Annotated in this window: 12 protein-coding genes; 6 read left to right on the top strand and 6 right to left on the bottom strand. The window is 64.3% G+C overall.

What is annotated here, in order from left to right; translation table 11 throughout:
* Positions 1-2: 2 nt before the first annotated feature.
* Both CK230_RS24110 and CK230_RS24105 read left to right on the top strand, forming a co-directional pair.
* A complete protein-coding gene (locus CK230_RS24110; protein WP_245430043.1) occupies positions 3-488 on the top strand; it encodes a hypothetical protein in 486 nt (161 codons plus the stop codon).
* Between the two features lie 90 nt (positions 489-578).
* On the top strand, positions 579-1,343 hold the full coding sequence (locus CK230_RS24105) for a pseudouridine synthase (protein WP_095819636.1): 765 nt from the start codon (positions 579-581) through the stop codon (positions 1,341-1,343).
* Positions 1,344-1,514: 171 nt separating this feature from the next.
* Here CK230_RS24105 and CK230_RS24100 read toward each other — a convergent pair whose 3' ends face one another.
* Positions 1,515-2,096 carry a histidine phosphatase family protein gene (locus CK230_RS24100; RefSeq protein WP_095819635.1) on the bottom strand — a complete coding sequence of 194 codons (582 nt, stop codon included), beginning with the start codon at positions 2,094-2,096 and terminating at the stop codon, positions 1,515-1,517.
* Positions 2,097-2,226: 130 nt separating this feature from the next.
* Positions 2,227-3,564, bottom strand: coding sequence for a dicarboxylate/amino acid:cation symporter (locus tag CK230_RS24095; RefSeq protein WP_095819634.1), 1,338 nt, complete (start codon positions 3,562-3,564; stop codon positions 2,227-2,229).
* A gap of 237 nt (positions 3,565-3,801) precedes the next feature.
* On the opposite strand from CK230_RS24095, the gene CK230_RS24090 reads away from it, so the two are divergent.
* From CK230_RS24090 to CK230_RS24080, 3 genes are all read left to right on the top strand, one after another.
* Positions 3,802-5,667: an ATP-binding protein gene (locus CK230_RS24090; protein ID WP_095819754.1), complete on the top strand. Its 1,866-nt coding sequence runs from the start codon at positions 3,802-3,804 to the stop codon at positions 5,665-5,667.
* A complete protein-coding gene (locus tag CK230_RS24085; protein WP_095819633.1) occupies positions 5,664-7,019 on the top strand; it encodes a sigma-54 dependent transcriptional regulator in 1,356 nt (451 codons plus the stop codon). The genes CK230_RS24090 and CK230_RS24085 overlap by 4 nt, the downstream gene beginning before the upstream one ends.
* 159 nt (positions 7,020-7,178) lie before the next feature.
* Positions 7,179-7,526: a hypothetical protein gene (locus CK230_RS24080; protein WP_245430042.1), complete on the top strand. Its 348-nt coding sequence runs from the start codon at positions 7,179-7,181 to the stop codon at positions 7,524-7,526.
* On the opposite strand, the gene ggt is transcribed toward CK230_RS24080, so the two are convergent.
* The gene (ggt, locus tag CK230_RS24075; RefSeq protein WP_095819632.1) at positions 7,523-9,262 is read right to left on the bottom strand and encodes a gamma-glutamyltransferase; all 1,740 of its coding nucleotides are present in this window, start codon (positions 9,260-9,262) and stop codon (positions 7,523-7,525) included. The genes CK230_RS24080 and ggt overlap by 4 nt on opposite strands.
* 139 nt (positions 9,263-9,401) lie before the next feature.
* The gene (locus tag CK230_RS24070; RefSeq protein ID WP_095819631.1) at positions 9,402-10,097 is read right to left on the bottom strand and encodes an alpha/beta hydrolase; all 696 of its coding nucleotides are present in this window, start codon (positions 10,095-10,097) and stop codon (positions 9,402-9,404) included.
* 107 nt (positions 10,098-10,204) lie between these two features.
* Between CK230_RS24070 and CK230_RS24065 the strand changes: the two genes are divergently transcribed.
* Positions 10,205-11,131: a LysR family transcriptional regulator gene (locus CK230_RS24065; protein WP_095819752.1), complete on the top strand. Its 927-nt coding sequence runs from the start codon at positions 10,205-10,207 to the stop codon at positions 11,129-11,131.
* Between the two features lie 182 nt (positions 11,132-11,313).
* On the opposite strand, the gene rhaI is transcribed toward CK230_RS24065, so the two are convergent.
* On the bottom strand, positions 11,314-12,606 hold the full coding sequence (rhaI, locus tag CK230_RS24060; protein WP_095819630.1) for an L-rhamnose catabolism isomerase: 1,293 nt from the start codon (positions 12,604-12,606) through the stop codon (positions 11,314-11,316).
* Between the two features lie 88 nt (positions 12,607-12,694).
* The gene (locus tag CK230_RS24055; protein WP_095819629.1) at positions 12,695-14,797 is read right to left on the bottom strand and encodes a bifunctional rhamnulose-1-phosphate aldolase/short-chain dehydrogenase; all 2,103 of its coding nucleotides are present in this window, start codon (positions 14,795-14,797) and stop codon (positions 12,695-12,697) included.
* Between the last annotated feature and the right edge of the window lie 142 nt (positions 14,798-14,939).

The following is a 14,939-nucleotide window of genomic DNA, read 5'->3' as shown; positions in this document are numbered from 1 at the left end:
GGATGTTGCGCGTCTGCCTGGCGGTTGTCGCCATCGCTGCCCTGATGAGACCGTCAGGGGCGGAACCGCGTGCGTCCCATCTTTTCGACCGAGCTGACCTGACGGCAGCCTATTCGGGGCAACCCGATCTTGTCACCGCGTATGCGACCGGCATGGCGCGCTACCGGTTTCAATATTCGGGCCCCGCAACCCAGGCCGGTTTGGCCCCGCCGATCGAGCCTCGCCTGCTGCGGCCTGAATTCCAGCAACGGACATGGCGCTCCGCGGACGGCAGCCTGCTTCAGGGATTTGCCGGCAAGGGCGGCTTTCGCCTGACCACGGGCAACTGCGTGAGCCGCCTCTGCGTGGCCAGCGAGTGCAGCGAAGCCGGCTGGCCGCTCTATGCCTGCAGCGACGGACACAAGCGCAAGATGTCGGTCCAGAGCTTCGTGACGGCAACATTCGACGGCGTCCCCTACAGGCGGCTGAGCGCGCCGAAGGATCAATGATTTCGCTGCGCGCTGACCGGTCCCCAAAAATCCATCTTGCTTCACCCGAAGGTTGCGCATTCGTCGCGCCGCGTGGCATCTGTCGGGCAAATGACACGCAAGCCTCCACGACAACCTCTGGAGCCTGCGCGGCGACCCGCCGCCGGGAAGGTCAGCCTCAACCGGGCACTGTCGAAGCTCGGGCTCTGCTCGCGCAAGCAGGCCGAGTTGATGATCGCCGAAGGGCGCGTGAACGTGGCGGGCAAGGTGGCGCGCGACCCTGCGCTGTGGGTCGATCTCGAGCGCGAAAGCATCACGGTCGACGGCGAGCGCGTCGTTGCCGAGCGCAAGGTCTATCTGATGCTCAACAAGCCGCGCGGGCTGGTCACCACCCGCGACGATCCCGAAGGCCGCGGCACCGTCCATGACTGCCTGGAAGGGCTCGACCTGCCGTTCGTGTCGCCGGTCGGCCGGCTCGACAAGGCAAGCGAAGGGCTGCTGTTGATGAGCAACGACACGCGCTGGGCGAACGGTTTGCTCGACCCCGCCTCGCATGTCGCCAAGACCTATCACGTGCAGATCGCGGCCGCGCCAGACGAGGCGATGCTGGCGCGCTTTCGTCAGGGCGCGGTCGTCGATGGGGACTTGCTCACGGCAAGCTCGATCGGGTTGTTGCGTAGCGGCGGGCGGACGGCCTGGCTGGAGATCGTGCTCGACGAAGGCCGCAACCGGCAGATCCGCCGGCTGCTCGGCGCTTTCGATATCGAGGTGCTGCGGCTGGTGCGCGTGGCGATCGGCGGTCTTCAGCTCGGCGAGCTTGCCAAAGGCAAGGCTCGGCATCTGACGGACGAAGAGCTGGCGATCTTGGCGACTTGACGCGCCAGGCACTGCCCCTCACCCGGATTGCCAGCCGAATTGCCATGGGCAATTCGGGGTAATCCGACCTCTCCCCGAGGGGAGAGGAGTTCGTCAGCGCCAGCGCCAATCTCTTCTCCCCTCGGGCAGAAGGTGGCCGGGAAGCGGCCAGATGAGGGGGAGTAGCGCTCGCTATTTCTGGTTCCACCGCCGGATGACCGGCTCCGTCAGGTCGTGCTCGTAGCCGAGGATGCTGAGGCTGGCGGTGTCGAGCACGAAATGCTCGCCGCCCTCGGGCGGCAGGCCAACCCAGCGCGCCGCGAAGACACGCAGGAAATGCGAACTGGAGAAGATGAGCACGTTGCCGGCAATCGCCCGCAGTCCGGCGATGATCGCATCGGCGCGGGCGCCGACATCGGCCGCCGTCTCGCCGTCGGGACAGCCCTCGCGAAACAATTGCCAGCCGGGGCGCTTCGCGAGGATTTCCTTGGTCGTCACGCCTTCATAGGCGCCATAATCCCATTCCTGCAGGTCCGGCTTCTTGACGGCGCGCTTGCCGAAGCCGGCGAGCCGGCAGGTATCGAAGGCGCGCTGCGATGGGCTCGACCAGACCGCCTGGAAGGTCAGGCCCTTGAGCCGATCGGCGACGCCGCGCGCGGCCTCCTCGCCTTTGGCGGTCAACGGGATGTCGGTGCGGCCCGTGTGCCTGCCCGAGGCGCTCCACTCCGTCTCGCCGTGGCGAACGACGTAGATTTCGGGATATGCGCTGCTCATAGACCGCCCTCATCCTTGAATGCACCGGTTGGAGAGCCGGCGGCGTCACCCTATGCGGCGGCCGGCAAAAAGAACAGGCCGCGGCTGAGCCGCGGCCTGCTAGGCTCGGGAGGGATGCTGAAGTCGTCCGTCACTCCGCGAGCAGCAAGCCGCCGGACAGCGCGAGGTCGGCCTCCTCCGGCAACTGGCCGGCCATGGCGGCGGCGAATTGCTTCTGGTCGAGCTCGCCTTCCCAGCGCGCTACGACGATGGTCGCGACCGCATTGCCGACGAAGTTGGTGAGCGCGCGGCATTCCGACATGAAGCGGTCGACGCCGAGGATCAGCGCCATGCCGGCCACCGGCACGGTCGGCACCACCGAGAGCGTTGCGGCCAAGGTGATGAAGCCGGCGCCGGTGATGCCGGCGGCACCCTTGGAGCTCAGCATGGCGACGAGCAAGAGCAGGATCTGGTCGCCGAAGGTGAGCGGCGTGTCGGTCGCCTGGGCGATGAACAACGCCGCCAGCGTCATGTAGATGTTAGTGCCGTCGAGATTGAAGGAATAGCCGGTCGGGATGACCAGGCCGACCACCGAGCGGTTGCAGCCTGCGCGCTCCATCTTGGCCATCAGGCCGGGAAGTGCCGCTTCCGACGACGAGGTGCCGAGCACCAGCAGCAGCTCTTCCTTGATGTAGCGGATCAGCGCCAGGATGGAGAAGCCGTTGTACCATGCCACGGCGCCCAACACGACGAGCACGAAGAGCAGCGACGTCAGGTAGAAAGTGCCGATCAGGAAGGCGAGATTGGCGATGGTGCCGATGCCGTATTTGCCGACGGTGAAGGCCATGGCGCCGAAAGCGCCGATCGGGGCTGCCTTCATCAGGATGGCGACGAGGCGGAAGATCGGCGCGGTCAGCGCCTGCAGGAAATCGACCACGGGGCGGCCACGCTCACCGACCAGCGCCAGCGCGACGCCGAACAGCACCGAGAAGAACAGCACCTGCAGGATGTCGCCCTGCGCGAAGGCGCCGGTGATGGTGTCGGGGATGATGTTCATCAGGAAGCCGACGATGGTCGTGTCATGCGCCTTCTCGGTGAAGGTCGAGACCTTCGAAGCATCGAGGGTCGCGGCATTGATGTGCATGCCGGCGCCGGGCTGGATGACGTTCGATACAACGAGGCCGACGATCAGCGCCAATGTCGAGAAGACCAGGAAATAGATCATCGCCTTGCCGGCGACGCGGCCGACCTTATGCAGGTCGGAGACGCCCGCGATGCCGGTCGCCACGGTGAGGAAGATCACCGGCGCGATGACCATCTTGACCAGCTTGATGAAGGCGTCGCCAAGCGGCTTCAGCGAAGCGCCCAGATCGGGATAGAAATGGCCAAGCAGGATGCCGGCGGCGATCGCCACCAGGACCTGCACATAGAGATGCCGGTAAAAGGGAACCTTGCCGCGCGGTTCGGCGGCAGCGATTGCTGTCTGCATGATATCCTCCGTTCGGCCCCCGATCGAGACGCTCGACCTCCCAGGGGGCAGTTGACCTCCGCAGCCTCGCGGCTGCTGTGGAGGCGTTTGCAACACGCGTGCCAGATCGCGCCCGGAACCTCGAGCTATTGATCTTGCTGCCTTTTTCGGTCAGACGAGCGGCATTTTCGAGAACTCCCGTGCGGTTATCCGCATAGGTCGAATTGCGCCTTGTGCGAAAACATGCACAAATGCGCCATGCTGCAACGCCCTGCCGCTGCTCTGACCCCGACGCCCGAACTGCTTGCCGGGCGGGCGCGGCGCGCCTGGCTGCTGTTTACGGCGGTGGCGCTGGCGATCATCGCGGCGGCGCTCTACGGCGCCGGCCTCTATGGCCGCTCGACGGAGATCGAGGCTCTAGCCACGCAGGGGCGCACGGACGCCAACCTCAAGGTGGCGCTGCTGCGGGCGGTGCTGGAAAATCCGCGCGCGCTGCCGCTGCTCCTGTCGGAGGACCAGCAGGTGCATGACGCGCTGAGCGCGCGTAGCTCCGCCGCGATCGACGTGCTCAACCGCAAGCTGGAGGGACTGGTTTCCGGCACCAAGGCCTCGGTGCTCTACGTTACCGGCACGGACGGTCTGGCGATCGCCTCTAGCAACTGGCGCGAACCGGAAAGCTTCGTCGGCAGCGACTACAGTTTCCGCGCCTATTTTTCAGGCGCTATGCAGACCGGCACCGCGGAATATTTCGCGCTCGGCAATGTCAGCAAACGCCCCGGGCTCTACATCTCGCGGCGCGTCGACGGCGCCTCGGGACCCCTCGGCGTCGTCGTGGTCAAGATGGAATTCGACCAGCTCGAGTCCGACTGGCACGAGGCGAGCCGACCGGCCTATGTCAGCGACGCGCATGGCGTGGTGCTGATCACGAGCGTGCCGTCCTGGCGTTTCCTGACGACGGAGCCGCTTAGCCGGCCGATGCTCGCCGGGATTCGGGCCAGCCGGCAATTCGGCGATGCGCCGCTGGTGCCTTTGCCGGTCACGAGGCCGGAGGCGCTCTCCGACGACGTCGCATTGGTTCATGCCCTTACGCCTGGAAGCAGCGACGCCGAGTATCTGCGGCTTTCAACCGCGATCCCGTCGACGCCGTGGCGGCTCGACTATCTCGTTCCGGCCGAAGCGCCGATCGCGGCGGCACAGCGCGAGATGCGGCTCCTGGTGCTGGGCGTCCTTGTCCCACTCATCGCCTTTGCCGCCTATCTGTTGTGGCGCCGGCAATCCGCCCAGATGCGGATCGCCGCCGAACAGGCGGCACGCGCCGAGCTGGAGCGCCGCGTCGTGGAGCGCACGCAGGATCTCAGCCTGGCGCGTGACCGGCTGCAGGCCGAGATCGCCGATCATCGCAGCACCGAGGCGAAGCTGCAGGTGATGCAACAGGAGTTGGTCCAAGCCAACCGGCTGGCGACGCTTGGCCAGGTCGCCGCCGGCGTCGCGCATGAGATCAACCAGCCGTTGGCGACCATCCGCGCCTATGCCGACAATGCGCGTGTGTTCCTCGAACGCAAGCAGAGCGCCTCAGCCGAGGAGAATCTTGGCGCCATCGCCGCGCTGACCGAGCGCATCGGCTCGATCACCGAGGAGCTGAAAGCCTTCGCCCGCAAGGGTCGCACCGCAGCCGAGCCGGTCGAATTGCGCAGCGTGATCGAGGGCGCCGTCGTCTTGCTCAGGAGCCGGTTCGCCGGCCGGTTGGACGCGCTGGCGATCACGCTGCCGCCGCCGGCGCTGAAAGTAATGGGCAACCGGCTGCGGCTGGAACAGGTGCTGATCAACCTTTTCCAGAACGCGCTGGAGGCGCTCGAAGGCCGTGATGGCGCGCGGGTCGAGGTCAGCGCCGCCGAAACCGCCGAAGACGTGGCGCTGGTCGTTTCCGACAACGGGCCAGGAATCCCGCCCGCGATCCTGAAGTCGCTGTTCACGCCCTTCAACACCTCGAAGGAAAAGGGCCTGGGCCTCGGCCTCGTCATCTCCAAGGACATCGTCGCCGACTATGGCGGGCGTATCGACGTTTCGAGCAGCAGCCAGGGCACACGCTTCACCATCCATCTGTCGAAGGCCGGCGCAGCATGACCACGAACGATCCCGCACCGGTGATCCTCATCGATGACGACATCGACCTGCTCAAGGCGACAAGGCAGACGCTGGAGCTTGCCGGCTTTGCGGTGTCGGCCTTTCCGGTGGCGAGCGAGGCGCTGGCGGCTCTCGACAGGAATTTCGGCGGCGTGGTGGTGTCGGACATCCGCATGCCGCAGATCGACGGGCTGCAGCTTTTCGACCGCGTGCTGCAGCTCGACCCCGATATCCCCGTCATCCTGGTCACGGGGCACGGCGATATCGCGATGGCCGTCAAGGCGATCAAGGACGGCGCCTACGACTTCATCACCAAGCCTTTTGCCACTGAGCGGCTGGCGCAAAGCGTTGCCCGCGCGGCCGAAAAACGCCGGCTGGTGATGGAAAACCGCGCCTTGCGCGAAGCGGCCGAGCAGGCGCAGGAAGGCTTGCCGCTGATCGGCCAGACGCAGGCGATGGAGCGGCTGCGCCGCACGCTGAGGCAGATCGCCGACACCGATGTCGACGTGCTGGTGACCGGCGAGACCGGCTCGGGCAAGGAGGTGGTGGCGAACCTGCTGCATCGCTGGAGCCGCCGCGCCAAGGGCAATTTCGTCGCGCTCAATTGCGGCACGCTGCCGGAAACGGTGATCGAAAGCGAGCTGTTCGGCCATGAAGCCGGCGCCTTCACCGGCGCGCAGAAGAAGCGCGTCGGCCGCATCGAGCATTCGAGCGGCGGCACGCTGTTCCTCGACGAGATCGAAAGCATGCCGGCTGCGACGCAGGTGCATATGCTGCGCGTGCTCGAAATGCGCGAGGTGACGCCGCTCGGCACCAATGAGGTCCGCCCAGTCGACCTGAGGGTGGTCGCGGCGGCCAAGGTCGATCTCGGCGATGCCAGCCAGCGCGGCGCTTTCCGCGAGGACCTTTATTACCGGCTCAATGTGGTGACGCTCTCCATTCCGCCGCTGCGCGAACGGCGAGACGACGTGCCGTTGCTGTTCGGCTATTTCGCCGAGCGGGCCGCCGCACGCTTCCGCCGCGCTGTGCCGGCGACATCGGCGGCGGTCCAGCGCCATCTCAGGGAGCATGACTGGCCGGGCAATGTACGCGAACTCGCCCATTTCGCCGAACGCTTCGTGCTCGGGCTGGAAGACATCGCCAAAGCGCCTTCCGCTGCGGCAGCACAGAACGATTCTTCCGCGCCCTTGCCGGAGCGGCTCGATCGCTACGAGGCCGAGATCATCCGCGAGACACTTGGTCGCAATGACGGCGACGTGCGCCGCACCATCGAGGCGCTCGGCATTCCGCGCAAGACTTTCTACGACAAGCTGCAGCGGCACGGCATCGTGCGAAGCGATTTTTCCAGATAGATCAAGTGTGTGGAACCCAATCCAATCCCCGCCCGTTGAGCTTGCCCGGCAAACCGTGGCACGCGGGCATCAGCCGGGCGGCGAACGCATCGCCGTGGCTGTGTTGCCGGGTTGCGCTCGGCAGGCGTTGATGGTTTGTTGCCGCTCAGCGGAGAACGAATGATGCGCGAATCCCTCGGTCAAGACGAATATGGCTCGACCAGCCCCTTCGACCCGGACGACCTGCCCAATCTCAATGCGATGGGGCCGGTCATGGGGGGCGGCAATGATTTCGAGAAATATGCTGTCGCCGTCATCATCGTCTTCGGCGCGCTGATCATCGGCGGCCTGATGGCCGCCTCGATGTCCTTCGGCCACCGCAACGGCTTCCTGTTCGCGCTTGGCGGCGCCACCGCGGCATGGATTTCGGGCAATGCGCTGCTGCTCGACCGGCCGCGCATCTACGCGCTGTTCGTCGCCATCGCCGCCGTGATGCTGATCGCCTCGACCATCACGCTGGTTGTCTAATATCCCAGCGCCTCGCCGGCAGCCGCGCGGCTGTCCATGGCGCCGTTGTAGCGTGCGCCGCCGCCCTTCTCGATTTCCGCCAGGCTTTTGCCGCCGACCAGAATGCCGGCGGCCCGGCCCCAGGTCTCGTCGCTCAGGTCGAGATGGTAGCCCATGCCGGCAAGCAGCTTCTCCGTGTCCGGCGACAGCCCGAACGGCTCGACATAGACTGTGTCCGGCAACCATTGATGGTGAATGCGCGGCGCGTCGATCGCTTGCTGGATGTCCATGCCGTGGTCGATGACGTTGACGATCGCCTCCAGCGTGACGGTGATGATGCGCGAGCCGCCCGGACTGCCGATGACCATGAAGGGCTTGTCGTCTTTGGTGAGGATTGTTGGGCTCATTGAGGACAAAGGCGTCTTCTTCGGATGGATGGCGTTGGCCTCGCCCTGGACCAGCCCGTAGAGGTTGGGCACGCCGGGCTTCTGGGTGAAATCGTCCATCTCGTTGTTGAGCAGGATGCCGGTGCCGTCGGCAACGACGCCGGCGCCGTAGGAGCCGTTCAGCGTGTAGGTGACCGCGACCGCGTTGCCCTCCTTGTCGATGATCGAATAGTGAGTGGTCTCCTTCGACTCGCCGAGGCCTTTCGGCATCAGATCCTTCGATACGCCGGCTCGAAACGGATCTATCTTGTCGCGGATGTCTTTCGCGTAGCCCTTGTCGAGCAGCTTCGAGACCGGATTGTCGACGAAATCAGGGTCGCCGAGCGCCGAGTTGCGGTCGACATAGGCATGGCGCATGGCCTCGACCATGACATGGACCGTTTCGGCCGATCCGGCGCCGAGATAGGACAGCGGATAGCCTTCGAGCACATTGAGGATTTCGCAGATGATGACGCCGCCCGAACTCGGCGGCGGCGAGGAGATGATCTCGTAGCCGCGATAGGAACAGGTCACCGGCTTCAGCTCGCGCACCGCATATTGCTCGAAATCGCCCTTGGCGAGGATGCCGCCCTTGGCGCCGCTCGCCCTGACGATGGCGTCGGCGATCGCGCCCTTGTAGAAGGCGTCCGGTCCCTTTTGCGAGATCGCCGACAGCGCGGCGGCGAGGTCCGGCTGAACGAGGTTCTCGCCCGCGTTGTAGGGCTTGCCGTCCGGCTTCAGGAAGATGGCGGCCGCTGCCGGATCTTTCGCCAGCCGGTCGGCGCTGTCGGCGAACCAAGCCGCGTCGCCTTGGTTGAGCACGAAGCCGTCCTTGGCATAGGCGATTGCCGGCGCCATCAGATCCTGCCTGGACAGCGTGCCGTATTTTTCGCGCGCCATCTCGAAGCCGGCGACGGAGCCCGGCACGCCGACGGCGAGATAGCCGTCGAGACTGGCGCCCTTCACCGGCTTGCCGTCCTTGTCGAGATACATTGTCCTGGTGGCGGCGAGCGGCGCGCGCTCGCGGAAATCGATGAAGGTGGTGCGGCCGTCCTTCAGCCGGATGGTCATGAACCCTCCGCCGCCGATATTGCCGGCTTCGGGAAAGACGACGGCAAGCGCGTAGCCGACCGCGACAGCGGCATCGACGGCGTTGCCGCCTTTCTTCAGCACGTCGACACCGACTTCGGTTGCCAGATGCTGCTCCGTGACCACCATGCCATGCTCGCCCCTGGCGGGAGCCGGCGAGGCGGCGAAAGCAGTGACCGGCGGCGTGAGGGCAATCGCGAGCGAAAGGGTGACGCCGATCAGCGTCCGACGGGTCAAGGGCATGGCGGTGCTCCTGGCGTTGGGGACGCCTAGGAAAGGCCTTTGGGGTCGGTTCGTCCAGCCAATAATGACACTTCGCACGGGCAAGAGAGACCGCCTCGCGGCGGTCTCCCCGCATCTATCGGACGGCTGCCGGCCACTCTCAGCCGTTTTGAACAGCGGCCGCGGCTTTCCGGATTACGTCGATCACGATGGAGGGCTGGGAGAGCATCGGCACATGGCTACTCGCCACTTCGATGACGGTCGCTCCCATGCGTTTCGAGACCCAGCGCTGCAGATCGGGATGAACGGTTTGGTCTTGCAGACACAGGATGTACCAGCTTGGCTTCGACTTCCAAGGCGTGCTCTGGAGTTTCTGCTGCGTGAAGATCTCGGCATGCGGCGGAAAATGCGTGGCCCAGACGAGCTTCTGCTCTTCCTCGGAAAGGTCTCCGCAGAAAAACTCGGTGGCATTCGGAAGCATCCAAGCGTACCCGTCAGCGACCTCAACACGAGAGAAGACATCCGAAGGATACCTGGAGAGCTGGTCCTGAACTGTCTCGCCAACATCCGGCGCAACTGCGCCGATGTAGACGAGCCCAGCCACTCGATCGTCGATCCCCGAAGCGGTGATGGTCGCACCGCCATAGGAGTGCCCGACGAGGAGCACAGGGCTGCTGACTCGACCGAGCGTGCGCTTCACCATGGCCACGTCCTCTTCGAACGATTCCAGGCTGTATTGAACCGCAATAACCTCGTGCCCGTCCGCCTGCAACGCGGGGATCACCTTGCTGAAGCACGAGCCATCGGCCCAGACGCCGTGGCAGAACACGATAGTAAGCTTGGACGCTGTCGACATTTTGCATTCTCCTTCTTTGATCACAGCGCGACGGTAAATCTGGCTTCTATCGGCGACAAAGACCTTGTATGTTCGACCTATGCCTCGAAGGCATAGCGAGCGGATCCATGGAACTGCGGCATCTGCGCTATTTCATTGCGGTCGCGGAGGAAGGCGGCGTGTTGAACGCTGCGCAGCGGAGGCTCAACACCTCGCAGCCGTCCTTGAGCCGGCAGATACGCGATCTGGAAGCCGAAGTCGGTGTGAAGCTGTTGGAGCGGCAGGCGCGCGGCGTGGCGCTCACCCCTGCTGGGCGTGTCTTCCTCGATCACGCGCGGTTGGCGCTGCTGCAGGTCGATGCTGCGACTGATGCCGCCCGGCGGGCCGCGCAGCCGGAAAGGCCCGTACTTGCAATGGGGTTTCTGGTTGGGCTGGAAATCATGTGGCTACCCCACCTGTTGCGCATAATCCGCCAGGAAGCACCGGAGACCGAAGTCACGCTGTGTAGTCTGTCCTCTCCGGAGCTCGCCCTGGCGATAATACGTGGGAAGCTGGACTTGGCCTTCCTTCGCCCCGAGAAACAGAGCTTAGGCGTATCCTTCAAATTGTTGGCGAAGGAGCCTCTGATCGCTGTGCTGCCGGCAGGCCACCGCTTGGCATCGCACAGGAAAATTCGACCACAGGATCTGGCTCACGAAGTTTACGTCAGCTCCTCGAGAACGTCACCGGTGTTACATTCCGTGATCCAGGATTACGCTTCAAAGTCCGGGATCACGCTCAAGGCAAAGTACGAAGGCGAGAACATATCGTCGGCAATGTCGCTCGTCGCATCCACGGGCGGTTTCACCCTTGTGCCGCTTTATGCGCAAAATATGCTGGCCCCGAACGTTGTTGCCAGGGCGCTGGAGGGCGAGCCTCCGACCGTTGATCTCACCTTGGGATACAACGAGGCAAATCCGTCACCCTTGCTTCGCCGACTAATATCTCGTGCGGATGAACTGGTCGAAAGCGTTCGAAATCAGAGCATCATCCAATACGCTGAGGCTCTTTCATAGAGCCCCCATGCAACCACCGGCCCATGAATGCCTCCGTTCTCGGAAGCTAGAATGGGACCCTCAATGGAATATCTTGAGGGCGTTGACCGGCATCAGCTATGCCTTCTCCCTCCGGCCATCGACGACAATGTCGACCGGGACGAACCGGCTCTGGTTGTCAATGCATTCGCTACAAGCAGGCCTCAAACAATCCCGCCGCCACCACTGGCAACGGCCGGCCGTTCCGCCGCGACCTTCGCCCGGTAACCCGCTTCGCGATAGGCCGCGACCGGATCGATGGCGCCGCCGGTCCTCAGCCGCGCCATGGCGAGGATCGGCTCGACATCTGTGCGGTAGGCGCTTTTGAGCGTCTGCGTCGCCATCAGCGCATCGTTGGCCTCCTGGAGGCCCTCGAGCGCCTTGCGGTCGACCAGCAGCGCCTGCGCGTAGGCGCGCTGGACCTCGACCGCCGACAGCATCAGGCTCTCGATCGGATCGGTGACGTTGTGGCTCTGGTCGAGCACATGCGCGGGATGAAAATCCTTGGCGCCGGAGAGCTCCGCATCGACCAGCTCGTTGAAGACCAGGAACAGCCGGTAGGGATCGATCGAGCCGGCGTCTAGGTCGTCGTCGCCATATTTGGAATCGTTGAAGTGGAAGCCGCCCAGCTTGCCGAACTGGATCAGCCGCGACACGATCATCTCGATGTTGACGTTGGGCGCGTGGTGGCCGAGGTCGACAAGGCAGAAGGCCTTGTCGCCGAGCTCCTTGGCGATGATGTAGTTGGTGCCCCAGTCCTGCACGACGGTCGAATAGAAGGCCGGCTCATACATCTTGTGCTCAGTGAACAGCCGCCAGTCGTCCGGCAGGCCGGCATAGATCTCGCGCATCGCGTCCAGGTAGCGCTCGAAGGCTTTTGCGAAATTGACCTGGCCGGGGAAGTTGGAGCCGTCGCCGATCCACACCGTAAGCGCCTTGGAGCCCAGCGTCTTGCCGATCTCGATGCATTCGAGATTGTGCTCGACCGCCTGGCGACGTGTGCCGGCATCGGCATGGGAGAGCGAGCCGAATTTGTAGGAGAGCTTCTGGTCCTTGGCGTCGGAGAAGGTGTTGGAATTCATGGCGTCGAAGCCGAGGCCGAAGCGCGAGGCCGCCTGCTTCAGCCGGTTCGGATCGGCTTTGTCCCAAGGGATGTGCAGCGAGACGGTCGGCGTCGCCTGCGTCAGTTGGGCAATGACGGCGCAGTCCTCGATCTTATCGAAGATGTCACGCGGCTCGCCGGGACCGGGAAAGCGGGCAAAGCGCGTGCCGCCGGTGCCGACGCCCCAGGACGGGATCGCCACGCCGAATTTCTCGACCTTGTCGAGGATGGCGTCAATGGCAATGCCGCGGCGGTCGAGGCGCTCGCCGAGCGAGGCGTAGTCGCGCTCGAGGTCGGGTTTGCGCGCGGCGTTGTGGCTGGCGACGAGGTCGGCGCGGATAATCGTTTCTGACAATGCTGTTCCTCCCAAGAATGTGTTCGGCCGGCGCCGCCCCTCATCCGCCTGCCGGCACCTTCTCCCCGTGAACGGGGAGAAAGAAGACCTAGCGCGTAAAACTCTGCGCGTTGCCAGCGTCGACGTTGACGATGTTGCCGGTCGACTTGGCCGACATGTCCGAGGCGAAGAAATAGATCGCCTCGGCGATGTCTTCCGGGAACACCGAGCGCTTCAGCATCGAGCGCGCGCGGTAATGCTCCTCAAGATCGTCGGTCGACATCTTGTAGGCGGCGGCGCGCTGTTCCTTCCACTCGCCGGTCCAGATTTTTGAACCGCGCAGCACGGCGTCGGGATTGACGACGTTGACCCTTATCTGCGCTTCGGCGCCTTCGAGCGCCAGGCAGCGGGCAAGATGGATCTCGGCGGCCTTGGCGGTGCAATAGGCAGCGGCATTGGGTGAGGCGGCGAGCCCGTTCTTGGAGGCGACGAAGACGACGTTGCCGCCGATCTTCTGGGCGCGGAACAGCCGAAAAGCCTCGCGCGAGACGAGGAAATAGCCGGTGGACAGGATGTCCATGTTCCGGTTCCACAAGGCCAGCGTCGTCTCCTCGATCGGCGCCGAGGAGGCCAGGCCGGCATTGGAAACCAGGATGTCGATACCGCCGAACTCGACCGCCGTTTCGGCGAAGCCCGAAAGCACCTGGTCCTCGGAGGTGACATCGATGCGCACCGGACGGACGAAATCCTTGCCATAGGCCTTCGACAGCTCATCATTGGCGCTGGCGAGCGCCGCTTCATCTATGTCGGCGAGCACGATGCAGGCGCCTTCGCGCAGCAGCCGGTTGGCCGTGGCGCGGCCGATGCCGCCGGCGCCGCCGGTGACCAGCGCGATTTGCCCGGCCAGAGCCTTCGGCTTCGGCAGGCGCTGGAGCTTGGCTTCCTCGAGCTGCCAATATTCGATGTCGAAGGCTTCCTGCGCCGGCAGGCCGACATAGGACGAGACCGTCGATGCGCCGCGCATGACGTTGATGGCGTTGACGTAGAATTCGCCGGAGATGCGGGCCGTCGCCTTGTCACCGGCGAAGGTGAACATGCCGACGCCGGGCATCAGGTACACCACGGCATTGGGACCGCGGATGGCGGGCGAATCCGGATGCTTGCAGGCGTCGTAATAGGCCTGGTAACCGGCACGATAGGCGGCAATGTCGTCGGCGAGCCGCGCGATGACGGCGTCGATATCGGGCTTTGCCGGATCGAACTCGATCACCAGCGGCCGAATCTTGGTGCGCAGGAAATGGTCCGGGCACGAGGTGCCAAGCGCCGCCAGCGGCCGCAAATCCTTCGAATTGACGAATTCGAGCACCGCCGGTTGGTCGTCGAAATGGCCGATTTTATGGCTCTTTTCGGAGATCAGACCTCGGATTCTCGGCATCAGCTTGGCCGCGATGGCGCGGCGTGCAGGCGCATCGAGCGCCTTGACCGCTTGGCCACCGAAGACAGCCACGCCTTCCGACCGGCGCTCGAACCACTCGATTGCCTGGTTGATCACCGAGATCGTGGTCTCGTAGCATTCCTTGGGCGTGTCGCCCCAGGTGAACAGGCCGTGGCTTTCAAGCACCACGCCCTTGGCGTCGGGGTTGTCGAGGCAGAATTTCTCCAGCCACAGGCCAAGCTCGAAGCCCGGCCGCTTCCAGGGCAGCCAGCCGATGGCGTCGCCGAAGATCTCCTTGGTGATCGCCTTGGAATCCTTGGCAGCGGCGACGGCGATGATGGCGTCGGGATGCATGTGGTCGACGCAAGCCTTCGGCACGTAAGCGTGCAGCGGCGTGTCGATCGAGGCCGCGCGCGGATTAAGGTTGAAGGTGCAGTGGGGCAGATAGCCCACCATCTCATCCTCGTGCTCGACGCCGCGGTAGAGCCCCTTAATGGCGCGCAGCTTGTCCATGTAGAGGGTCGCGAACCCATCCAGCTTGATCGAGGCGCTGTCGCCGCCCGAGCCCTTCACCCACAGGACTTGCACTTCCTCGCCGGTCAGCGGGTCCTTCTGCCAGACCTTGGACGAGGTGTTGCCGCCGCCGTAATTGGTGACGCGCTTGTCCGAGCCCAGCGTGTTCGAACGATAGACCAGGAGCTCGGGACCGCTCATCCCTTCGGCTTTTGCATCGTCCCACAGATTGGCGAGGCGCGAGCCGGAGCGCTTGTCGAGCATTGGTATCCTCCCTTGGAGCGCGAACGTCGCGCTCCTCATTTCTTGCTCGGGAATGTCTACGCTAGCGACCTGCTTGTCAATCATAAACGATCAATATCGCTCATATTGCACTGCACAATGAAAATATATGATCGGAAATGAT

It is taken from the genome of Mesorhizobium sp. WSM3859 (assembly GCF_002295065.1).
Taxonomy (GTDB): domain Bacteria; phylum Pseudomonadota; class Alphaproteobacteria; order Rhizobiales; family Rhizobiaceae; genus Mesorhizobium.
Note: the sequence above shows the minus strand (reverse complement) of the source record. Positions and strands in the feature narration are given on the sequence as shown.